General features: G+C 34.6%; 11 protein-coding genes. 9 read left to right on the top strand and 2 right to left on the bottom strand.

The window, feature by feature from the left end; all coding sequences use genetic code 11:
• The first annotated feature begins 9 nt into the window (after positions 1-9).
• The 9 genes from phytr_RS00255 (at position 10) to phytr_RS00215 (ending at position 9,328) form a co-directional block, all read left to right on the top strand.
• Positions 10-336, top strand: coding sequence for a TrbC/VirB2 family type IV secretion system protein (locus tag phytr_RS00255; RefSeq protein ID WP_106873894.1), 327 nt, complete (start codon positions 10-12; stop codon positions 334-336).
• Positions 337-545: 209 nt separating this feature from the next.
• Positions 546-2,114 carry a DNA polymerase III subunit gamma/tau gene (dnaX, locus tag phytr_RS00250; protein ID WP_106873893.1) on the top strand — a complete coding sequence of 523 codons (1,569 nt, stop codon included), beginning with the start codon at positions 546-548 and terminating at the stop codon, positions 2,112-2,114.
• Between the two features lies 1 nt (position 2,115).
• Positions 2,116-3,615, top strand: a complete 1,500-nt coding sequence (metG, locus tag phytr_RS00245) for a methionine--tRNA ligase (RefSeq protein WP_106873892.1) — start codon at positions 2,116-2,118, stop codon at positions 3,613-3,615.
• Entirely contained in the window at positions 3,609-4,373 is a 765-nt protein-coding gene (locus tag phytr_RS00240; RefSeq protein WP_106873891.1) for a TatD family hydrolase, read from the top strand. Before metG ends, phytr_RS00240 begins: the two co-directional genes overlap by 7 nt.
• On the top strand, positions 4,370-4,861 hold the full coding sequence (gene lspA / locus phytr_RS00235) for a signal peptidase II (RefSeq protein WP_106873890.1): 492 nt from the start codon (positions 4,370-4,372) through the stop codon (positions 4,859-4,861). The genes phytr_RS00240 and lspA overlap by 4 nt, the downstream gene beginning before the upstream one ends.
• Positions 4,842-5,600 (top strand): CAF17-like 4Fe-4S cluster assembly/insertion protein YgfZ, encoded by a 759-nt coding sequence (gene ygfZ / locus phytr_RS00230; protein WP_106873889.1) that lies wholly within the window; start codon positions 4,842-4,844, stop codon positions 5,598-5,600. The genes lspA and ygfZ overlap by 20 nt, the downstream gene beginning before the upstream one ends.
• Entirely contained in the window at positions 5,591-6,352 is a 762-nt protein-coding gene (locus tag phytr_RS00225) for a 3'(2'),5'-bisphosphate nucleotidase CysQ family protein (protein ID WP_106873888.1), read from the top strand. The genes ygfZ and phytr_RS00225 overlap by 10 nt, the downstream gene beginning before the upstream one ends.
• Positions 6,349-7,050 (top strand): sugar phosphate nucleotidyltransferase, encoded by a 702-nt coding sequence (locus phytr_RS00220; protein WP_106873887.1) that lies wholly within the window; start codon positions 6,349-6,351, stop codon positions 7,048-7,050. Before phytr_RS00225 ends, phytr_RS00220 begins: the two co-directional genes overlap by 4 nt.
• 73 nt (positions 7,051-7,123) lie before the next feature.
• Positions 7,124-9,328 (top strand): ankyrin repeat domain-containing protein, encoded by a 2,205-nt coding sequence (locus tag phytr_RS00215; protein ID WP_106873886.1) that lies wholly within the window; start codon positions 7,124-7,126, stop codon positions 9,326-9,328.
• Between the two features lie 26 nt (positions 9,329-9,354).
• On the opposite strand, the gene phytr_RS00210 is transcribed toward phytr_RS00215, so the two are convergent.
• Both phytr_RS00210 and murJ read right to left on the bottom strand, forming a co-directional pair.
• Positions 9,355-13,842, bottom strand: a complete 4,488-nt coding sequence (locus tag phytr_RS00210; protein WP_106873885.1) for an ankyrin repeat domain-containing protein — start codon at positions 13,840-13,842, stop codon at positions 9,355-9,357.
• A 196-nt stretch (positions 13,843-14,038) separates the two neighbouring features.
• Positions 14,039-15,586, bottom strand: a complete 1,548-nt coding sequence (gene murJ, locus phytr_RS00205; protein WP_106873884.1) for a murein biosynthesis integral membrane protein MurJ — start codon at positions 15,584-15,586, stop codon at positions 14,039-14,041.
• Between the last annotated feature and the right edge of the window lie 93 nt (positions 15,587-15,679).

The following is a 15,679-nucleotide window of genomic DNA, read 5'->3' as shown; positions in this document are numbered from 1 at the left end:
GTAAATTTTATGCGATATGATTATAAGGGTAATCTACTTTTAAGAGTTTTATTATTTGTTCTGCTTTCTTTTTGGATAGCCACTAGCGCCAATGCTATGGGCTCTACAGCAAGTGACGTTATAGGTAATAGCTTATGTGTACTAATTCATAATTTAACAGGCGCCACAGCTAAGGCTATTGGAGTTTTGGGTATTATTATTGTCGCAATCGGAATTATGACCGGCAAAATGAAACATTGGACTGCGTTGCCAACTATAATAGGTATATTTGTTCTTTTTGGTTCAAGTACCTTAATAACATACATGGCAGGTGTAGATGTTTCCGGCTGTTCTTAGTCCAAACTCTTAAAAATATTTGTTTGCAGTTTATTCTGCAAACATTTACCATTTCTTCTCTTTTTATTCTTGAATATTTTATCCAAAAATAGTACTCTTATATGAGCTGGTGTTAGGCGTGGCCTTTAACGAATCTGGTCAGGTTCGAAAGAAAGCAGCCATAAGTTCTTGGAGCGGGTTAGCATCAGCCTGAATAATCAAAAAGATCCATGCGTAAATCTTATTTGCCTTTAGCTCGTAAGTATAGACCTACTATTTTTCCAGATATAATAGGACAGGAAGTTTTCACAAAGGTCTTAAGCTACTGCATACAAGAAGAAAAACTTGCGCATAGCTTTCTATTTACAGGTATAAGAGGCATAGGCAAGACAACCTCCGCAAGGATTGTAGCACAAACAATTAACTGCTCTGAGACAAGATTGCAAGATGGAGTTATAGTTAGTTGTCGAAAATGCACAAATTGTATTTCAATTCAAAACCAATCTCATCCAGATGTAATTGAATTAGATGCTGCAAGCTATACAAGCGTTGATAACATAAGAGATATAATAGAAAAGTCTGTATATTTGCCCGTGATGGGTAAATATAAGGTGTTTATCATTGATGAAGCACATATGCTCTCCAAAAGCGCCTTTAATGCTTTGCTAAAAATATTAGAAGAGCCACCAGCGCAAGTAGTCTTTATGCTACTGACAACTGAGCCAAATAAAATCCCACTAACAGTTGCCTCTCGTTGTCAAAAATTCAATTTAAGAAGACTTGGACTAAATGACTTGGTCAAACTTTTGGATAAAGTATGTAAGTCTGAAAATATCGTTTACGAAAAAGGAGCTTTAGAATTAATTGCATATAAAGCAGATGGTTCTGCAAGGGATGGCTTAGTATTATTAGAGCAATCATGGAATCTGGCATCTAGAAATCACGGCAAAATAACTAATAAGCTGCTTGAAGATATACTGGATTTGTCTTACACAAGCTATGCAATAAACTTCATAGATTTTATTATAAAAAAAGATATTACTGCTGCTTTAGATCTTGCGAAAAATCTATATGACCGCAATTTTGATTTTGCAAGCTTATTAGATGCAATCATAGATACCCTCACCTGCCTTACCAAAATCTCATTTGTACCAAACTATGACATCGGCTTTTATAAGCATTATGAGGCTGATTTAAAAAAACTTTTAGATGGTAGTGATATAGGTTACTTAACAGCTTTGTGGCAGATTTTCAATAAAGGTCTACCAGATCTTGCTAGCGGAAAAAGCAGTTTGATGTATTTTGAAATGCTACTGATTAAGGCCATGTATTCTAGGTCTATGCCCAGGCCAACTAATACAGCAAAAACTGAGACGACTCCCAAACAAGAAAAGCCCAAAGTAGTTGTGGAACAAAAGCCTTTAGAACTGAAGCAAGAGGTGCAAGAAGACCAATTGGTAGAGGAAGATTTTGTGGATTTCATCCGCTATACCTGCGCTAAAACGCTATTCGATCTGTATCACTTTCTCATGAACGAGTGTGAAGCGGTTGAGTTTAGCAGAAGTGCTGCTAAATTTGCCGCTGTTAATATTAGTGCAGAGATAAAAAATAAATTAACTAAAGCTCTTGGTTCTTGGGAAAAAGACCTAAAGGTTACCTTTATTAATAAGGTAAAAATCACTTCGTTTAATGAGAAACTTAAAACAGATTTAAAAAAGGATAAACAATTCCAGTTTGTCCAATCAATTTTTCCAGAAGTCGAAATTAAAGAAATAGTATTAGATAAAGTCTCCAAATAATATGCGTTACTACGTTACCTCCCCTATTTATTATGTAAATGACAAACCTCATATAGGACATGCTTATACTTCTATAGCTTGCGATATTATAGCAAGATTTCAGCGCCTTAGTGGCAAGGAAGTAAGATTCATGACCGGCACTGATGAGCATGGTCAGAAAATACAAAAGTCAGCACAAAATGCCGATATCGATCCACAAGAGTTTGTAGATAAAGTGTCTGAAAATTTCCGCGAATTAGCAAATAAGACAGATATTTCTTATGATACCTTTTTGCGTACTACTTCTGAAAATCATAAAAAGTGCGTAAAACACGTGTGGTCAGAATTAGTAAAAGGCGGGCATATTTATTTAGGTAAGTATGCGGGATGGTACAGCGTGCGAGATGAAGCATTTTACCAAGAGAGTGAGCTTGATGAAAATCGTTTAGCTCCTAGTGGATCAGCAGTCGAGTGGGTAGAAGAGCCTTGTTACTTTTTTGCCCTTTCGAAATGGCAAAAGCCTTTACTAGACTTTTACGCAGCAAATCCTGATTTCGTAAAGCCTGTAAGTAGATTTAATGAAGTTATATCTTTTGTCAAATCAGGCTTGCAAGACTTAGCAGTTTCGCGCAAAAGCATTACCTGGGGCATTCCAGTTCCTGACGATGAGGAGCAAGTGATATATGTATGGCTTGATGCTTTGACATGTTATATATCGTCTTTAGGCATTTTTGATAAAGAGGGTAGTTTTAAAGAATTTTGGCCCGCAAATGTTCATATTGTAGGAAAAGATATTTTGCGTTTTCATGCTGTATATTGGCCAGCTTTTTTGATGGCATTGGGTCTTCAGCCTCCAAAGCAAATCATGGCCCACGGCTGGTGGACTAATGAAGGAGTCAAGATGTCTAAATCTTTAAATAATACCATTGATCCAATGGAATTGGTTAAAGATTACAGCACAGACTATTTACGTTATTTCTTATTCAGAGAAATTAGCTTTGGTGAAGATGGGAATTTTTCAAAAGAAAGTTTTATAAATCGAGTTAACAACGAATTAAACAACAAAATTGGTAACTTATGTCAGCGAGTTCTAAGCTTTATATTTAATAAATGTGAGGGACAGCTTCAAGTAGACAGCGTCAATGATGAATTATTTAAAAATGCAAATGAGCTTTTAGGAAATATGCAAAAGCATATGCAGAATTTTGCTCTGCATTTGATGTTAGAAGCTATTATTAACTTAGCTGATCAATCTAATAAGTACATGGAAGAAAAAGCTCCTTGGACTTTAATGAAAAGTGATAGAAAAGCAGCAGAAGAGGCATTGTTTGTTTTAGTAGAGGTAATTAGATATATAGCAATTAGCCTGCAGCCATTTTTGCCAGAATCTGCTAATAAGATATTGGATCAGCTAGGCGTACCTCAAGATCAACGCAAGTTTAGCTGTTTAAGCGAAAATTTTGCTTTGAGAAGTTTTAAGATTAATGCCCTTCCAACACCAGTATTTGCTAAGATATGTTAGTAGACTCTCACTGCCATTTAAATATGCTTCCCGACTCTTTAGAGTCAATCAAAAGAGCAAATGCTGCAGGAGTGAGTTACATGCAAACTATTTGTACAAAGCTAAGCGAAATAGATGAGTTACTTAATATTGTCCAAGAGGATGGAATTTTTGCTTCTTGCGGGGTTCATCCATGTCACATTAAGCAAGACACAGATATTCCATCTGTTGATAGGCTGGTAGAATTATCGCAGCATAAAAAAATTATAGGCTTTGGCGAAACAGGTTTAGACTACTACTACCAACAACATAACAAACAAGCACAAATCAAGTCTTTTACAAATCATATTGAAGCAAGCAGCATGAAAGGATTACCCCTGATAGTACACACCCGTGATGCAGATAGTGATATGAGCAACATTTTGAGATCTGAATATGAAAATAGCAAATTCTCAGGATTAATTCACTGCTTTACATCAGATATAAATTTTGCCAAGAAAGTTTTGGATATAGATTTTTACATCTCTATCTCTGGGATTGTAACCTTTAAAAATGCAGCTGCCATAGTAGAAGTTGTTAAATACGTACCTTTAGATAGGCTTCTAATAGAAACTGACTCTCCATACTTAGCCCCAGTTCCTATGCGTGGCAAACAAAATGAGCCTGCTTTTGTTAGGTTCGTAGCAGAGAAAATTGCAGAATTAAAAAACATCTCAAAAGAAAAAGTAGCCGAACAAACTACCAATAACTTCTTTAAACTTTTTACAAAAGCAGCATGAAAGATATAATAAAAAGAGCTTTGATATCGAGCATAATAATAGCTTTAATGGTCTGGGTAGATCAGTATACAAAAAGCTTTTTTATCGCTTACCTTAAAACTAGGGCTGGCTATATTTTGCACATAAATAGCTTTTTAGATATGGTTTATAGCTGGAATTATGGTATTAGCATGGGCTTATTTGATAGCCATCATAAATACAGTAATGCAATTTTTTTAGTCATAAACTCAAGCATCATAGCATATTTGCTCCTTGCTTATATAATAGATAAAAACTCACCTAAGTTTTATCTAGTAGTTATTGGAGGTGGTGCGGGTAATTTGTTTGATCGCTTTACAAGAGGAGCTGTATTTGATTTTATAAGCGTTCATTATCAAGAATATTATTTTCCTGCATTTAACGTCGCAGATATGTTTATTAGCTTAGGAGTGATTATGTTATTTTGGGAAATTTTTCATCAAAAAAAGAATGGAATATCAAATTCTTAACAGATCAGTTATCAAGATTTCAGGAGATGACAAACATAAATTTTTATCTTCCATCACAACTAACATAGTTGATCAAGACCAACTAAGCTACCAACTTATTCTGTCTGCAACTGGACGTTTAATTTGCGATTTTTTTGTTTTTCCTGGAATAGATGAATATTTTTTAGATACTGGCTTAAAAGATAGACTGCTTAGTACTTTGATAAAATATAAAATGCGCTCCAAGGTGCTTATAACAGAAGAAGATTTACAAGTTGTATATTCTGATCAACCGTTTGGTAAGATGTCATTTAAAGACTCAAGGTATGATAAACTAAGATACAGAAGTATTGTCTCTGATGGTTTGGATAAAGGGAGTGATTTATATATGCAAGATAAGTATGATTATGGAATACCCGATGGAGAAATCGATATGATTCCAGATAAAACAATTCCTGTTGAATTCGGTATAGATATCTTAAATGGCATTAGTTATACAAAGGGATGCTATCCAGGTCAAGAAGTTATAGCCAGAGCTAAGCATCAAGGAGTCGTACGTAAACGCTTATATTTATTAGAAGCAGAAAACGATATTGCAAGTTCCAATGGCGCTGAAATATTGCATCAAGGCGAAAAAATAGGCGCTTTATGTTCAAGCTATAAAAATAAAGGCATATGTTTGCTTCGAAAAGAAGAGCCATTTTTAGAAGCTTCACTAGAAGATAAGACAATTAAGATGAAGATAGCGCCATGGTATTAGATTTTGAAGCTATTATTAGTTTACTAGAAGAAGGAGGGCAAATTGCTACAAGCATGCAACATAACTTAGAGGTCAAGCGTAAATCTGATGGTAGTTTTGTTACCAACGCCGATATCAAGGTAAGCGACTTCATCACCGAAAATTTATCTAAAATTACCCCCACAATTCCAGTGATCTCGGAAGAAGATCATAGCATTCATTTTGTTGGTAAAAAGTTTTGGCTTTTAGACCCAATAGATGGTACAAAGCATTATGTAAAAGGTAAGGATAATTATGCTATTAACCTTGCATTAGTCGATAAACACGTACCTATTATTGGATTTGTCTATCACCCTGCAACAAAAACTCTATTTTTCAATAATGAAGATAAAGTGAAAAAGATTGTCAATGGCAAAGAATCCATAATTCAGCCAGTTGAAGGAAAGTTAAAGATTTTAATGCCCGATAATCAAAAAAATAGCGCCAAAATTTACGAACGCCCAGACTTATTTGCCCAAGTCCCACCCTCCTCTAATGCAAATAGATTAGCAATGGTTATCAATGGAGATATAGACGTTTATTATGTATCTAAAATGCTAATGGAATGGGATACCGCTGCTGCGCATAGCATACTGCAGCAGATAGGGGGAGATATCATGGATAAACAGGGAAACACGCTTGTGTATGGCAAACCTTTGTTCGGCAATTCAGATCTGATAGTATGTAGTAAGAGGGCTATGGATAATAAAGAAATGATATTGAGATTTGCATGATAGATACATTATTAATATATGCCGCAGGTTTTGGCAAACGTATGATGCCCTTAACACAAAATTGCCCTAAACCATTACTTGCAATTGCAGGCAAACCAATGCTATACCACTGCCTTGATTTAGCCACAAAATTTCCATTTAAAAAAATATACATCAATTCCCATTATTTAGCTGATCAAATTAGCGAAGCTGTAAATACCTATAAAAAACAATACCAAGGGACTGCGGAAATTAACGTTTTGCATGAAGAAGTAATATGTGAAACTGGGGGCACAATCAAAAAGTTTTATGACCTTCTCAGAGATCAAGAGGCAATTTTTACCATAAATAGCGACTCCCTTATTACTACTCAAGGCAATATATGGCAAGAGATGCTTGAAAAATGGGATCCACAAAAAATGGATTTTCTAATTTGTATCAGTCCTTTAGAGAGGTGCTATGGGTCGGTCGGTAAAGGTGATTTTGACATAGATACTCAAGGCAAGTTAAATCGAGATAATCCTCAGAGGGCATTCATGTCATGTGGCTTACAAATAATAAAACCATCTCTAATTGCAATCTACCCCGATGATATCTTTTCTCTCTCCAAATACTATCTTTATCCTTCAATTAGTCTCTATGGTCATGAAAATAGCGGCCATTTTTATCATGTCTCAAATCCAGAAGATTACGAAAACATATCTGAAATTATAAAATAGTTAAGATATTGCAAATTTATAGTTAAAATAATATACTATAAAATAAGATGATGTAAAAATTAGGAGTAGTTATATGAAAAACTTTGAAGACTTACTGTGCTACATAAGAGAAAATGATATCGATGGATTCAATTCCCTAGCAGATAAAATATATCTTGATTCGGGAGATAAAAGTAAGGCTATCGTCCAAGCAATAAGAACTGGTAACTTTGAAATGTTTAAATTGGTTTATTCCAAGTTACGTATCGACGAAGGATCAGAGGCAGCCGATGAAGCTATGTATGAAGCCGCCAAGAAGGGCGATATAGATATAGTTAAATTTCTTCACTCTAAAGGATTTGATTTAAATAACACAAAGTTATGGGAAGGCTACACGGCTATACATTCAGCTGCGCTTTCTGGCAATTTTGAGTTAATTAAATGGTTGATAGATAATGGATCTGATATCAAATTAGTAACAAAACGAGGAACAAACCTTTTAAATTTAGCAAGCTACAGTAATTTTACGGAGCTAATGCAGTTATTGCTAGCACAAGGTTTTGACGCAAATTTTCAAGAGCTAGAAGGTGTGTATGCAGACGGCTTCTCACCTTTGCATTGTGCAGCTGGCCATATAGAAGCAGCCGCTTTACTGTGCGAACATGGCGCAAATATTGAAATTAAGGACAAAAATGGATTAACGCCAATATATTTTGCTGGCATATGTGGACAGCTTAAAATGATAGATTGGCTTTATGAAAAAGGTGCAAAAATTGATTTTGCCACAAATGACGGACTAACCTTTCTTCATATTGCAGCACAAAATGGACATCTAAAACTTATAGAGTCACTTATTGAACAGAAATTTGACGTAAATGCTACAACAATCAAAGAGTCTAAAACTCCTTTACGCATAGCAGCTCAGCATAATCAATTCGAAGCAGTAAAGTTGCTTGTTAAACACGGAGCTAATCTAAATCTGCCAGACCACGAAGGAAGAACCCCGGTGTACTGGGCAGCTTGCTGCAACAATCAAGCAATGGTGGAGTGTTTATATGAAAATGGGGCTGACATTTTTGGCAAATATGAAAAAATAGAAGAATCCCTACTTCATGTGGCAGCTGAGAATAATAATACACAACTTATTGAACTATTAATCTCAAAGGGCGTTGATCCTAATATTCGAACTAAGAACGAATACTTTGACTTTTACAGGAGCGAAACCGGAATTTTCTACGAGACACCCATGCATCGTGCCGCAGATTGTCGCGCCTTCGAAGCTGCTAAGCTACTTTTTTCCTATGGAGCAGAGCTCGACATACAAGACGGAGGTAGCAACACTTCCATGTATAACGCCTCGTATCGAAACGACCTTGATTTAGTCAAATGGCTTTATGAAAATGGTTGTTCAATTGATACATTAGGCTGTGAAGGCAGGCCAATACATCGAGCTGCGCGTGGTAATAGTTACGATGTAGTGAAATGGTTAATAGAAAAAGGAGCTGATATTAATGAAAAGCAAGAATGGGGCACTCCACTTGACATATGTCTTGAATCCCAGAACTCAGATGTCGCTATGTTATTATTGAGCCATAAAGTGGCTATCAATATCAATGATATAGGCTCATTCATTCTGGACACCTTTAAATTTCTAAATGAAAGCAAAAATATTAAAGATAACATTCGAGGCGGTCTTTATTTGGTTAACACTTTCAAAAAATTTTTGTCGGAAGACCATGATCCATCTGATTATGGTGGTATTTTCAATTATCCTTGGAGAAATTTTGTTAATTATTATCAAAAATATATTCATTCAGAGATCATAGAAAAATTCATCCAGGAATTATTAGACGAGCTTGTAGAAATCATTAAGGAAAGCAATCTAGATGCTATTGAGGTAAATTTAACAGAAAAAAATGTAATAGAAATATTAACACTCCAAGGAGAATGGATAGAAATTGCCCAAGAAAACAAAGAAAATGAAAAATTACACGATTCATTGGTATCTAATGTTATTGATGAATTAGAAAAACCTAAATTAAAATTGCTACAACAAACTCTCCAAGTTGAACCGCCACATAAGCTCACTCAAATAGCTAAAGATGACATGCTACAAACTTTAGTGTCTTTTTTGAGCCACCCTGATCAAATGAGTTTGGCCAAAGCATATCAAGAAGATACCCAGCCGCAGACAAAGAAGCCTAAAATTAATGCGCCAGATAATTTTGAAAACACACTTCAGATTCCGCTTGAAACATCGGCATCAGGAGAACTGAATGAAAATATTGACCAGCTATAGTTGTATTTTAAGGATTTATCCCAAGTCTAAGAATCGCTTGAATCTGTTGAAAAAGACATAAGTGAATCTTTGGCAATAAGCGATTTGTCGTGATTGTAATCGTAGTTTGTTTGACAGTTTTGGTCCTGATGATCTAAGTCATATACTTTATCATACATATAAAGATTTACTGCTGATCTACGTCTTGCTTCTTCGCGTCTCGTTGTTGGTGAAGCCGCAGGCTTAACGTTCAGAGATAAAGATATCAGCATCTCATCTAATGGCTCATCATTACTAATAATACGATTGTAATCTTTATATATGTTAGCAATTATGGTACCAACATGTTGCATTGCTAAGGCAGCTGCCGGCGTAGAAATTATTTCCTCACCTATAATATTTTGTTTTAAGCCTTTTAATTTTTTTTCAATCCATTCAAGTTTTTTATTAGATCCAGAGGCTTGTAAACTTATTTCCTCACCTTTAAGTTTGGTTATAGCAACGGCTGCTTTTACAATATTTAAGCTTAATTCATCTTCAAGAGGAGATTTTTTTTGAATAATATCATTGATAATTTGGATTTTATTTTGTAATTTGAGTGTTTGTATAGTGGTATAAGTACCAACAACAACCAGATCTAGAAATCCTACAACACTAGCAACAATTGGTAGACCTCTAGACGCTGCCTTGCTCGCTTTTAGGAAGAGGCGAATACCGTATTTTGCTGCTGTATCTGAGATATCTTCACATGTTTGTATAGCACCATTGCTAAGGGTTTTGTATGTCGTGAAGTAAGTATTGAGACCATAATAAAAAGTAATACAATAATCGTGTAATTTAGGTTCTTGCTTTTTGAAATCTTGTAGGGCTTTTTGCACCCTAGCTCTTTCATCTACCCCACTGAGTACCATCATTTGATCATGTTCAATTTGTTGTTCCCTAATAGTTTCAAAGCCCTTTTGTAGATCTGATAATTTTTTTCTAATTGTACCTAAGAATGGCTTTGTGCTATCGAATGACCTACTTGTCATCGATCCAAATACTGATCGTTCAGCTACATTTTGTACATCCTTAAATTTACTCTCTAGATCGCGTAACTTACTTAGATACTTTATTTCAACTTCTTCTATTTTTTCTAGCAACCTTAGTTCGGAATGTTTGTACAAAATACTCATCAATTTTGCATCATTTAAATATTCAGATAGTTCTTGGTTATCGAAAAATAATGCCATTTCTTTGAGTCTTGAAGGGTCTTTAACTAATAGATAACTTTTAGGATAGTGATAAAAAAGGAACTTAAGGGTCCGAGGTCCTTGTCCGCAAATGCTCATTTCCACTAATTTATCGTTAGCATCAGAATCTAAATTAAACACATCTCCATGACGTTCTAATAAATAATATATAATATTAGTGTTACCTTGCATTGCAGCATTACATATGAGGTTTTGATTTAAAGACATATCAATACTGTATTGTTTGGGATAAGTAGTCGATAATTTAAACCAATAGTCCATTAATCGTGGGTCTGGCAACATAGATGCATAGTAAAGAGCTGTGTGTCCATATGCATCCTGCTCATTAAGATCTAAAAGCTTATATTGAGATGGTTTTGCCTTAGTTAATTTTTTGAATAAATCAACTAGATAGGCTGCAGTTTGAGGACTTTGGATTTTATGTATAAGGGGTCTGTTAAACTGTCCTTGCAAATTTGAAATACCCTCCTCTTGTTTAATTGCCTTCTCAAATAGGCATTTAATAATATCAAGCTTATCTTGATAGATTGCGGTATGAAGCGTAGTAGTTCGATTGAATCTATTGCTTGCCCTTATAATATCAATATCATCTCTTGACACTAGAATCTTAACCACCTCTAAGTTATCTTGGCAAATTGCATAATATAAAGGAAAATATCCCCAAATATCCGGTACATTATAATTTTCCTCATCATTTAGTAACTTAATAATTTGTTGTTGATGTTCTTGTAAACAAGCATAATGAAGTGGATAATTGGATTTTAAGATTTCTTTTTGAGTATTCTTAATTGATTCTAAATCTTTGATTTCCATAAAAAGTGGAAGACAAGAACTATAAGTTGGATCTGTTAGTTCTAATTTAGAGACTACCTCTTTTTCGAAAAACCTTTTTAATACATAAGGTGAAAAATTTGCTGCTATATCGATTGCCGTAAAACCTTCTACATCAGGTATTTTTACATCGATATTTTTCATATCTAGAAGTTGCTCAAGTATTTTTACCTGCGCAAAATAGCCAGTCAGTTTATTGAGTAAAAGATGTAAAGGAGTTTGTCCATCTTGATTTTTTTCATTGACCATTTGTGATAACTCTTCTTTATGATACTCGATAAAATCTTCTTTGGCGTACATCACCGCAATATGTAAGGCAGTATTATCTTTGCCATCACGGATTGATGCTGAGTTAGGATGAGAAAGAAATTGGCTTATGCTAGGATGATTGAGTGCTTGTTGTAAAATTGAAGTTGGTATATTGAATATGGCGTCGGAATCGTTATCTTTAAGCATACTATATAAAGGTTCACCAATTCCAAAATTATATTTAGTGATTAATACTTCAACTATGTCGAATTTTCTCTCGATTAATGCAAATGTTAGTAAATTGCGATCTTGGTTGTCTACTTTTGATTCAAGGTTAATGTCATTGATTAAAATCAATTCTATAACTTCGAGTTTATTTTGTTTTAAGGCCCAATGCCCAAGTGGCATCCCATCGAACCAACTATCTAATAATTCAGGCGAAATAACTAAAATATTACCAACTAATTCAGTATCATCTTGGACAATCGCATGTTGAAGTTTTTCTCGAAGATCAAAATTGAATCTCTCTTGTAAAATACAAGATAGTTCCTTATTCTTAACAACTATCATGAATTCACCAGCAATATTCCTATCTTGTATCTGGTCGATTAGTTTAGTATTTAATCCTAATAAATATTCTGCAGCTTGAGGTTTGAAGCAGCTCAAAGCAATTTCTAATAGTTTAGTATGACCTTCTCTGATGCTATGAGCGACTGGGCCTGATTTAGATACAATTTTTTGAATTATGTCAAGGCAGGTGCTATCATCTAGATCTCGCAATAACTCTTTTAGTATCTCTTCAAAATTTATGGGTATTCGGAGCATTTGAGATATTAACCATTCATCCTTAGTTTGAATAATTGCGACAAATAAAGATGTATTGTCTTCAAAAGAAATTTTTAAATTAAAGTTAATATTTTTTTCTGCGAATAAACTAAAAACTCTTGAGTAACTTTTTGAGAACAAAATCAGATCTAGTAAGATTCGAGCTTCTTTGGGTATATACGGATCTTCACTGTCCCAAGGAAGGTTTGCCATAAAATTTATAATATCCTCCTCTTGTCCAAAGGTGCTCAAGGCAGGGAATAAGGTATGCCCCTCTAAGTCATTATGTAAGGTATAAAGTGATAAAAGATTGTATAAGTATGAGTTAAGATCGCTAATATCAAGACTTAATGCTCGATTGAAGCACTTAATGGCGCCTTTATAATCTTCGTTTAAATATAAAATTTTCCCTTGATGATGATATACAAGGGCATCATCAGGATCAATTTTAATTGCTTCATTGTACATGCAAAGGGCCGCATCATACTCACCTAATAATTCTAATATCATGGCTTTACTCCGGACGTATTCTACTGGCACCTCACCATTAAGCTTAGAGCTTAGATATGTATCAAGAGAATCTGGTAGTGTTGCAATATCATTCAAGGTGCCTATTACATCTTTAGAGCGATTTTCCAAAATTTTGATAAAAAATGTTTTAGCTTGATCTTCCTTGCCTAATTCAAAAGCAGCAATAGCTGTGTTATACCAACAAACAGTGTCATTTGGATTTAGCTCCAGTGCGCGCATGTAAGAATTAAATGCGGTTTGTTTTCTATTCGCACTATATGCTGCATGACCGATTAAATTGAAGTATAAGATATTTGTAGGTTCAAATTTTGATGCTTCTTGATATAGAATCATAGCTTCTTCGTCTTTGCCAAAGTACGAACCCAACCATCCTATTTTATAACATACTGCGTGATATCCTGTATTTAATTCAAAAGCTCTATTGTATGATGCAAATGCATCTTTATAGTATCCTTGATCGTGCATCGCAACTCCTCTAGCAAAATGCACCAAGTAATCATCGGGATTTAATTCTATCGCTTTATCATAAAATGAGATTGCATTCGGTTTTTCATCTAATCGGTCCAAACACATGCCATTCCAATATAATAAAGAGGCGTCATTAGGCGTTATCGCTAAAAGATCTGAATAAATACTAAGAGCCTCTCCAAAACTCCCTGCCTTATATAGCAATTCAGCTCTTTTTAACTTAGCTTCAGGACTTTCATCTACATTTGAACTATGAGTCCGAAGGTGATGTTTTGATGAGAATTGTCTTCTTAACTTAGCTCCAAGGCTTCCATCTGCATTTGAACTATGAGTCCGAATGTGATGTCTTGATGAGAATTGTCTTCTTAGCTCGAACATGGTCGTATAACCCAATCTGTTGTTTTATATAATTAGTTAATTAGGTTTTCAATTATGACTTTTTGATTTTGACCTTTAACTTTGTGTAATTATTGACTTGGAGATAGCCTTGGAGAATATTTAAAACTTTAGAAATTCCTAAAATTAAAAATTTTGTAGTAAAAAAGTCACGAACGTTTATAGTTCGTTTAAAAAATTAAATCTTTTGCGAAAATCTTTGCTTGATTTTACTTAGATCATTCTTGTCGATAACTCCAAATAACAAGTTAAGGAGTATATATCCTATACAACTTACTAAAATGATAAAAACCAGACTTATGATTTTAGATACAAAATTTCCTTCATAAAAATAGCGAAAGAATAAGCTCTTAGTGTAGAGAATACTGCCTAAAGTGACCAAATTTAGAATTAGCAATTTAATAATAAAAAGACTCAAAGTCCTGCTAAAAACTAAGTAGTCCATCTTATGTGTTAAAAATAGTAAAAGAAATGTATTAAACCACGCGCTAATTGAAGAAGCAGCCGCAATCCCGAGTATGCCATAAAATTTCATTAGCGTTATATTAAAAAATATGTTGGCAATGACTGTATAAATAGTAATTTTAAAAGGAGTCTTAACATCACAATTAGCATAAAAAGCAGGCGTGAGGATTTTATTTAATATAGACGCAGGTAACCCTAAACATAATGCAATAAGGCATTGTGCCGTAAGGTATGTATCCGAGGCTGTAAATGCCCCTCTTTGATAAAAAATACATGTAATAAAATCCGCGATACAACCAAGACCTATTGCTGCGGGTAATGCTACGATTAGGCCAAGTTTCATACTATTCTCAAGCAAGGAGTTTGCTTGTTTAAAATCGCTTACTCCATAAAATCTTGCAAGCTCTGGTAATAACAAAGTACCGAAAGCCGTACCAATTAAAGCAAGCGGCAATTGAAAAATACGCTCAGCATAACTTAAAATTGATATTGCTCCTTCAATAAAACTTGCCAAAGAAAGAGAGATGAAAGTACTAATTTGAGTGACGCCAAAACTCATGATAGCAGGTAGCATTTGCACCATTAAAAACTTGCTATCTTTAGATATCATAGTTTTTGTTAAATGGCAGCTTAAGCCATATTTTCTAGCACTGTAATGCATAAATACGAACTGCAAACCTCCAGCAAGCAAGATACCGAAAGCAACCATATGAGGGCTTTGCTCGCTTTTATCTAAAAGACATGATCCAATAATAACGGCGTTAAACAAAATAGGACTAACGGCAAAATATAGGTAATGTCTTGTGGCGTTTAATATGCCACCCAAAAGCGCAGATAGAGTTATCAGGATAAGGTATGGCATTGTAATTCGGCACATCATAACGCAAAGAGCAAATTTGCTAGTATTACCAATAAAACCTGGTGCCAAGATATATAGCATTTGTGGGGCAAAAATCTGCATCAATATTGTAATTGGTATGCTAGTACAAATAAGAAGCGTAAAGATTTGATTTGCGAAAATTTTGGATGATTTTGGAGCATTATGCATCTTTTGGCTATACATCGGCACAAATACTGAGGATAAGGCCCCTTCGCCCAGAATGCGTCTAAATAGATTAGGAAACTTGAGAGAGACATTCAGACAATCAGCAGCAGCTCCAGCGCCGAACACATAGGCTATGGTTTGTTCTCTAAGAAGCCCTGAAATTTTTGATAAGAGCGTAAAAAGGGATACCAAAATCCCCGATCTGAATATAGACAATGTACATTAACATAAACTCACTATTAATTAATAATACCAAAAGAGACATCTTTTTGTAAATTAGCTAATGTTAATAAACTGACTGTTTTTGAG

This window comes from Candidatus Phycorickettsia trachydisci (genome assembly GCF_003015145.1).
In the GTDB taxonomy this organism is placed as follows: domain Bacteria; phylum Pseudomonadota; class Alphaproteobacteria; order Rickettsiales; family Rickettsiaceae; genus Phycorickettsia; species Phycorickettsia trachydisci.
This window is presented reverse-complemented; position numbering and strand designations above follow the sequence as displayed.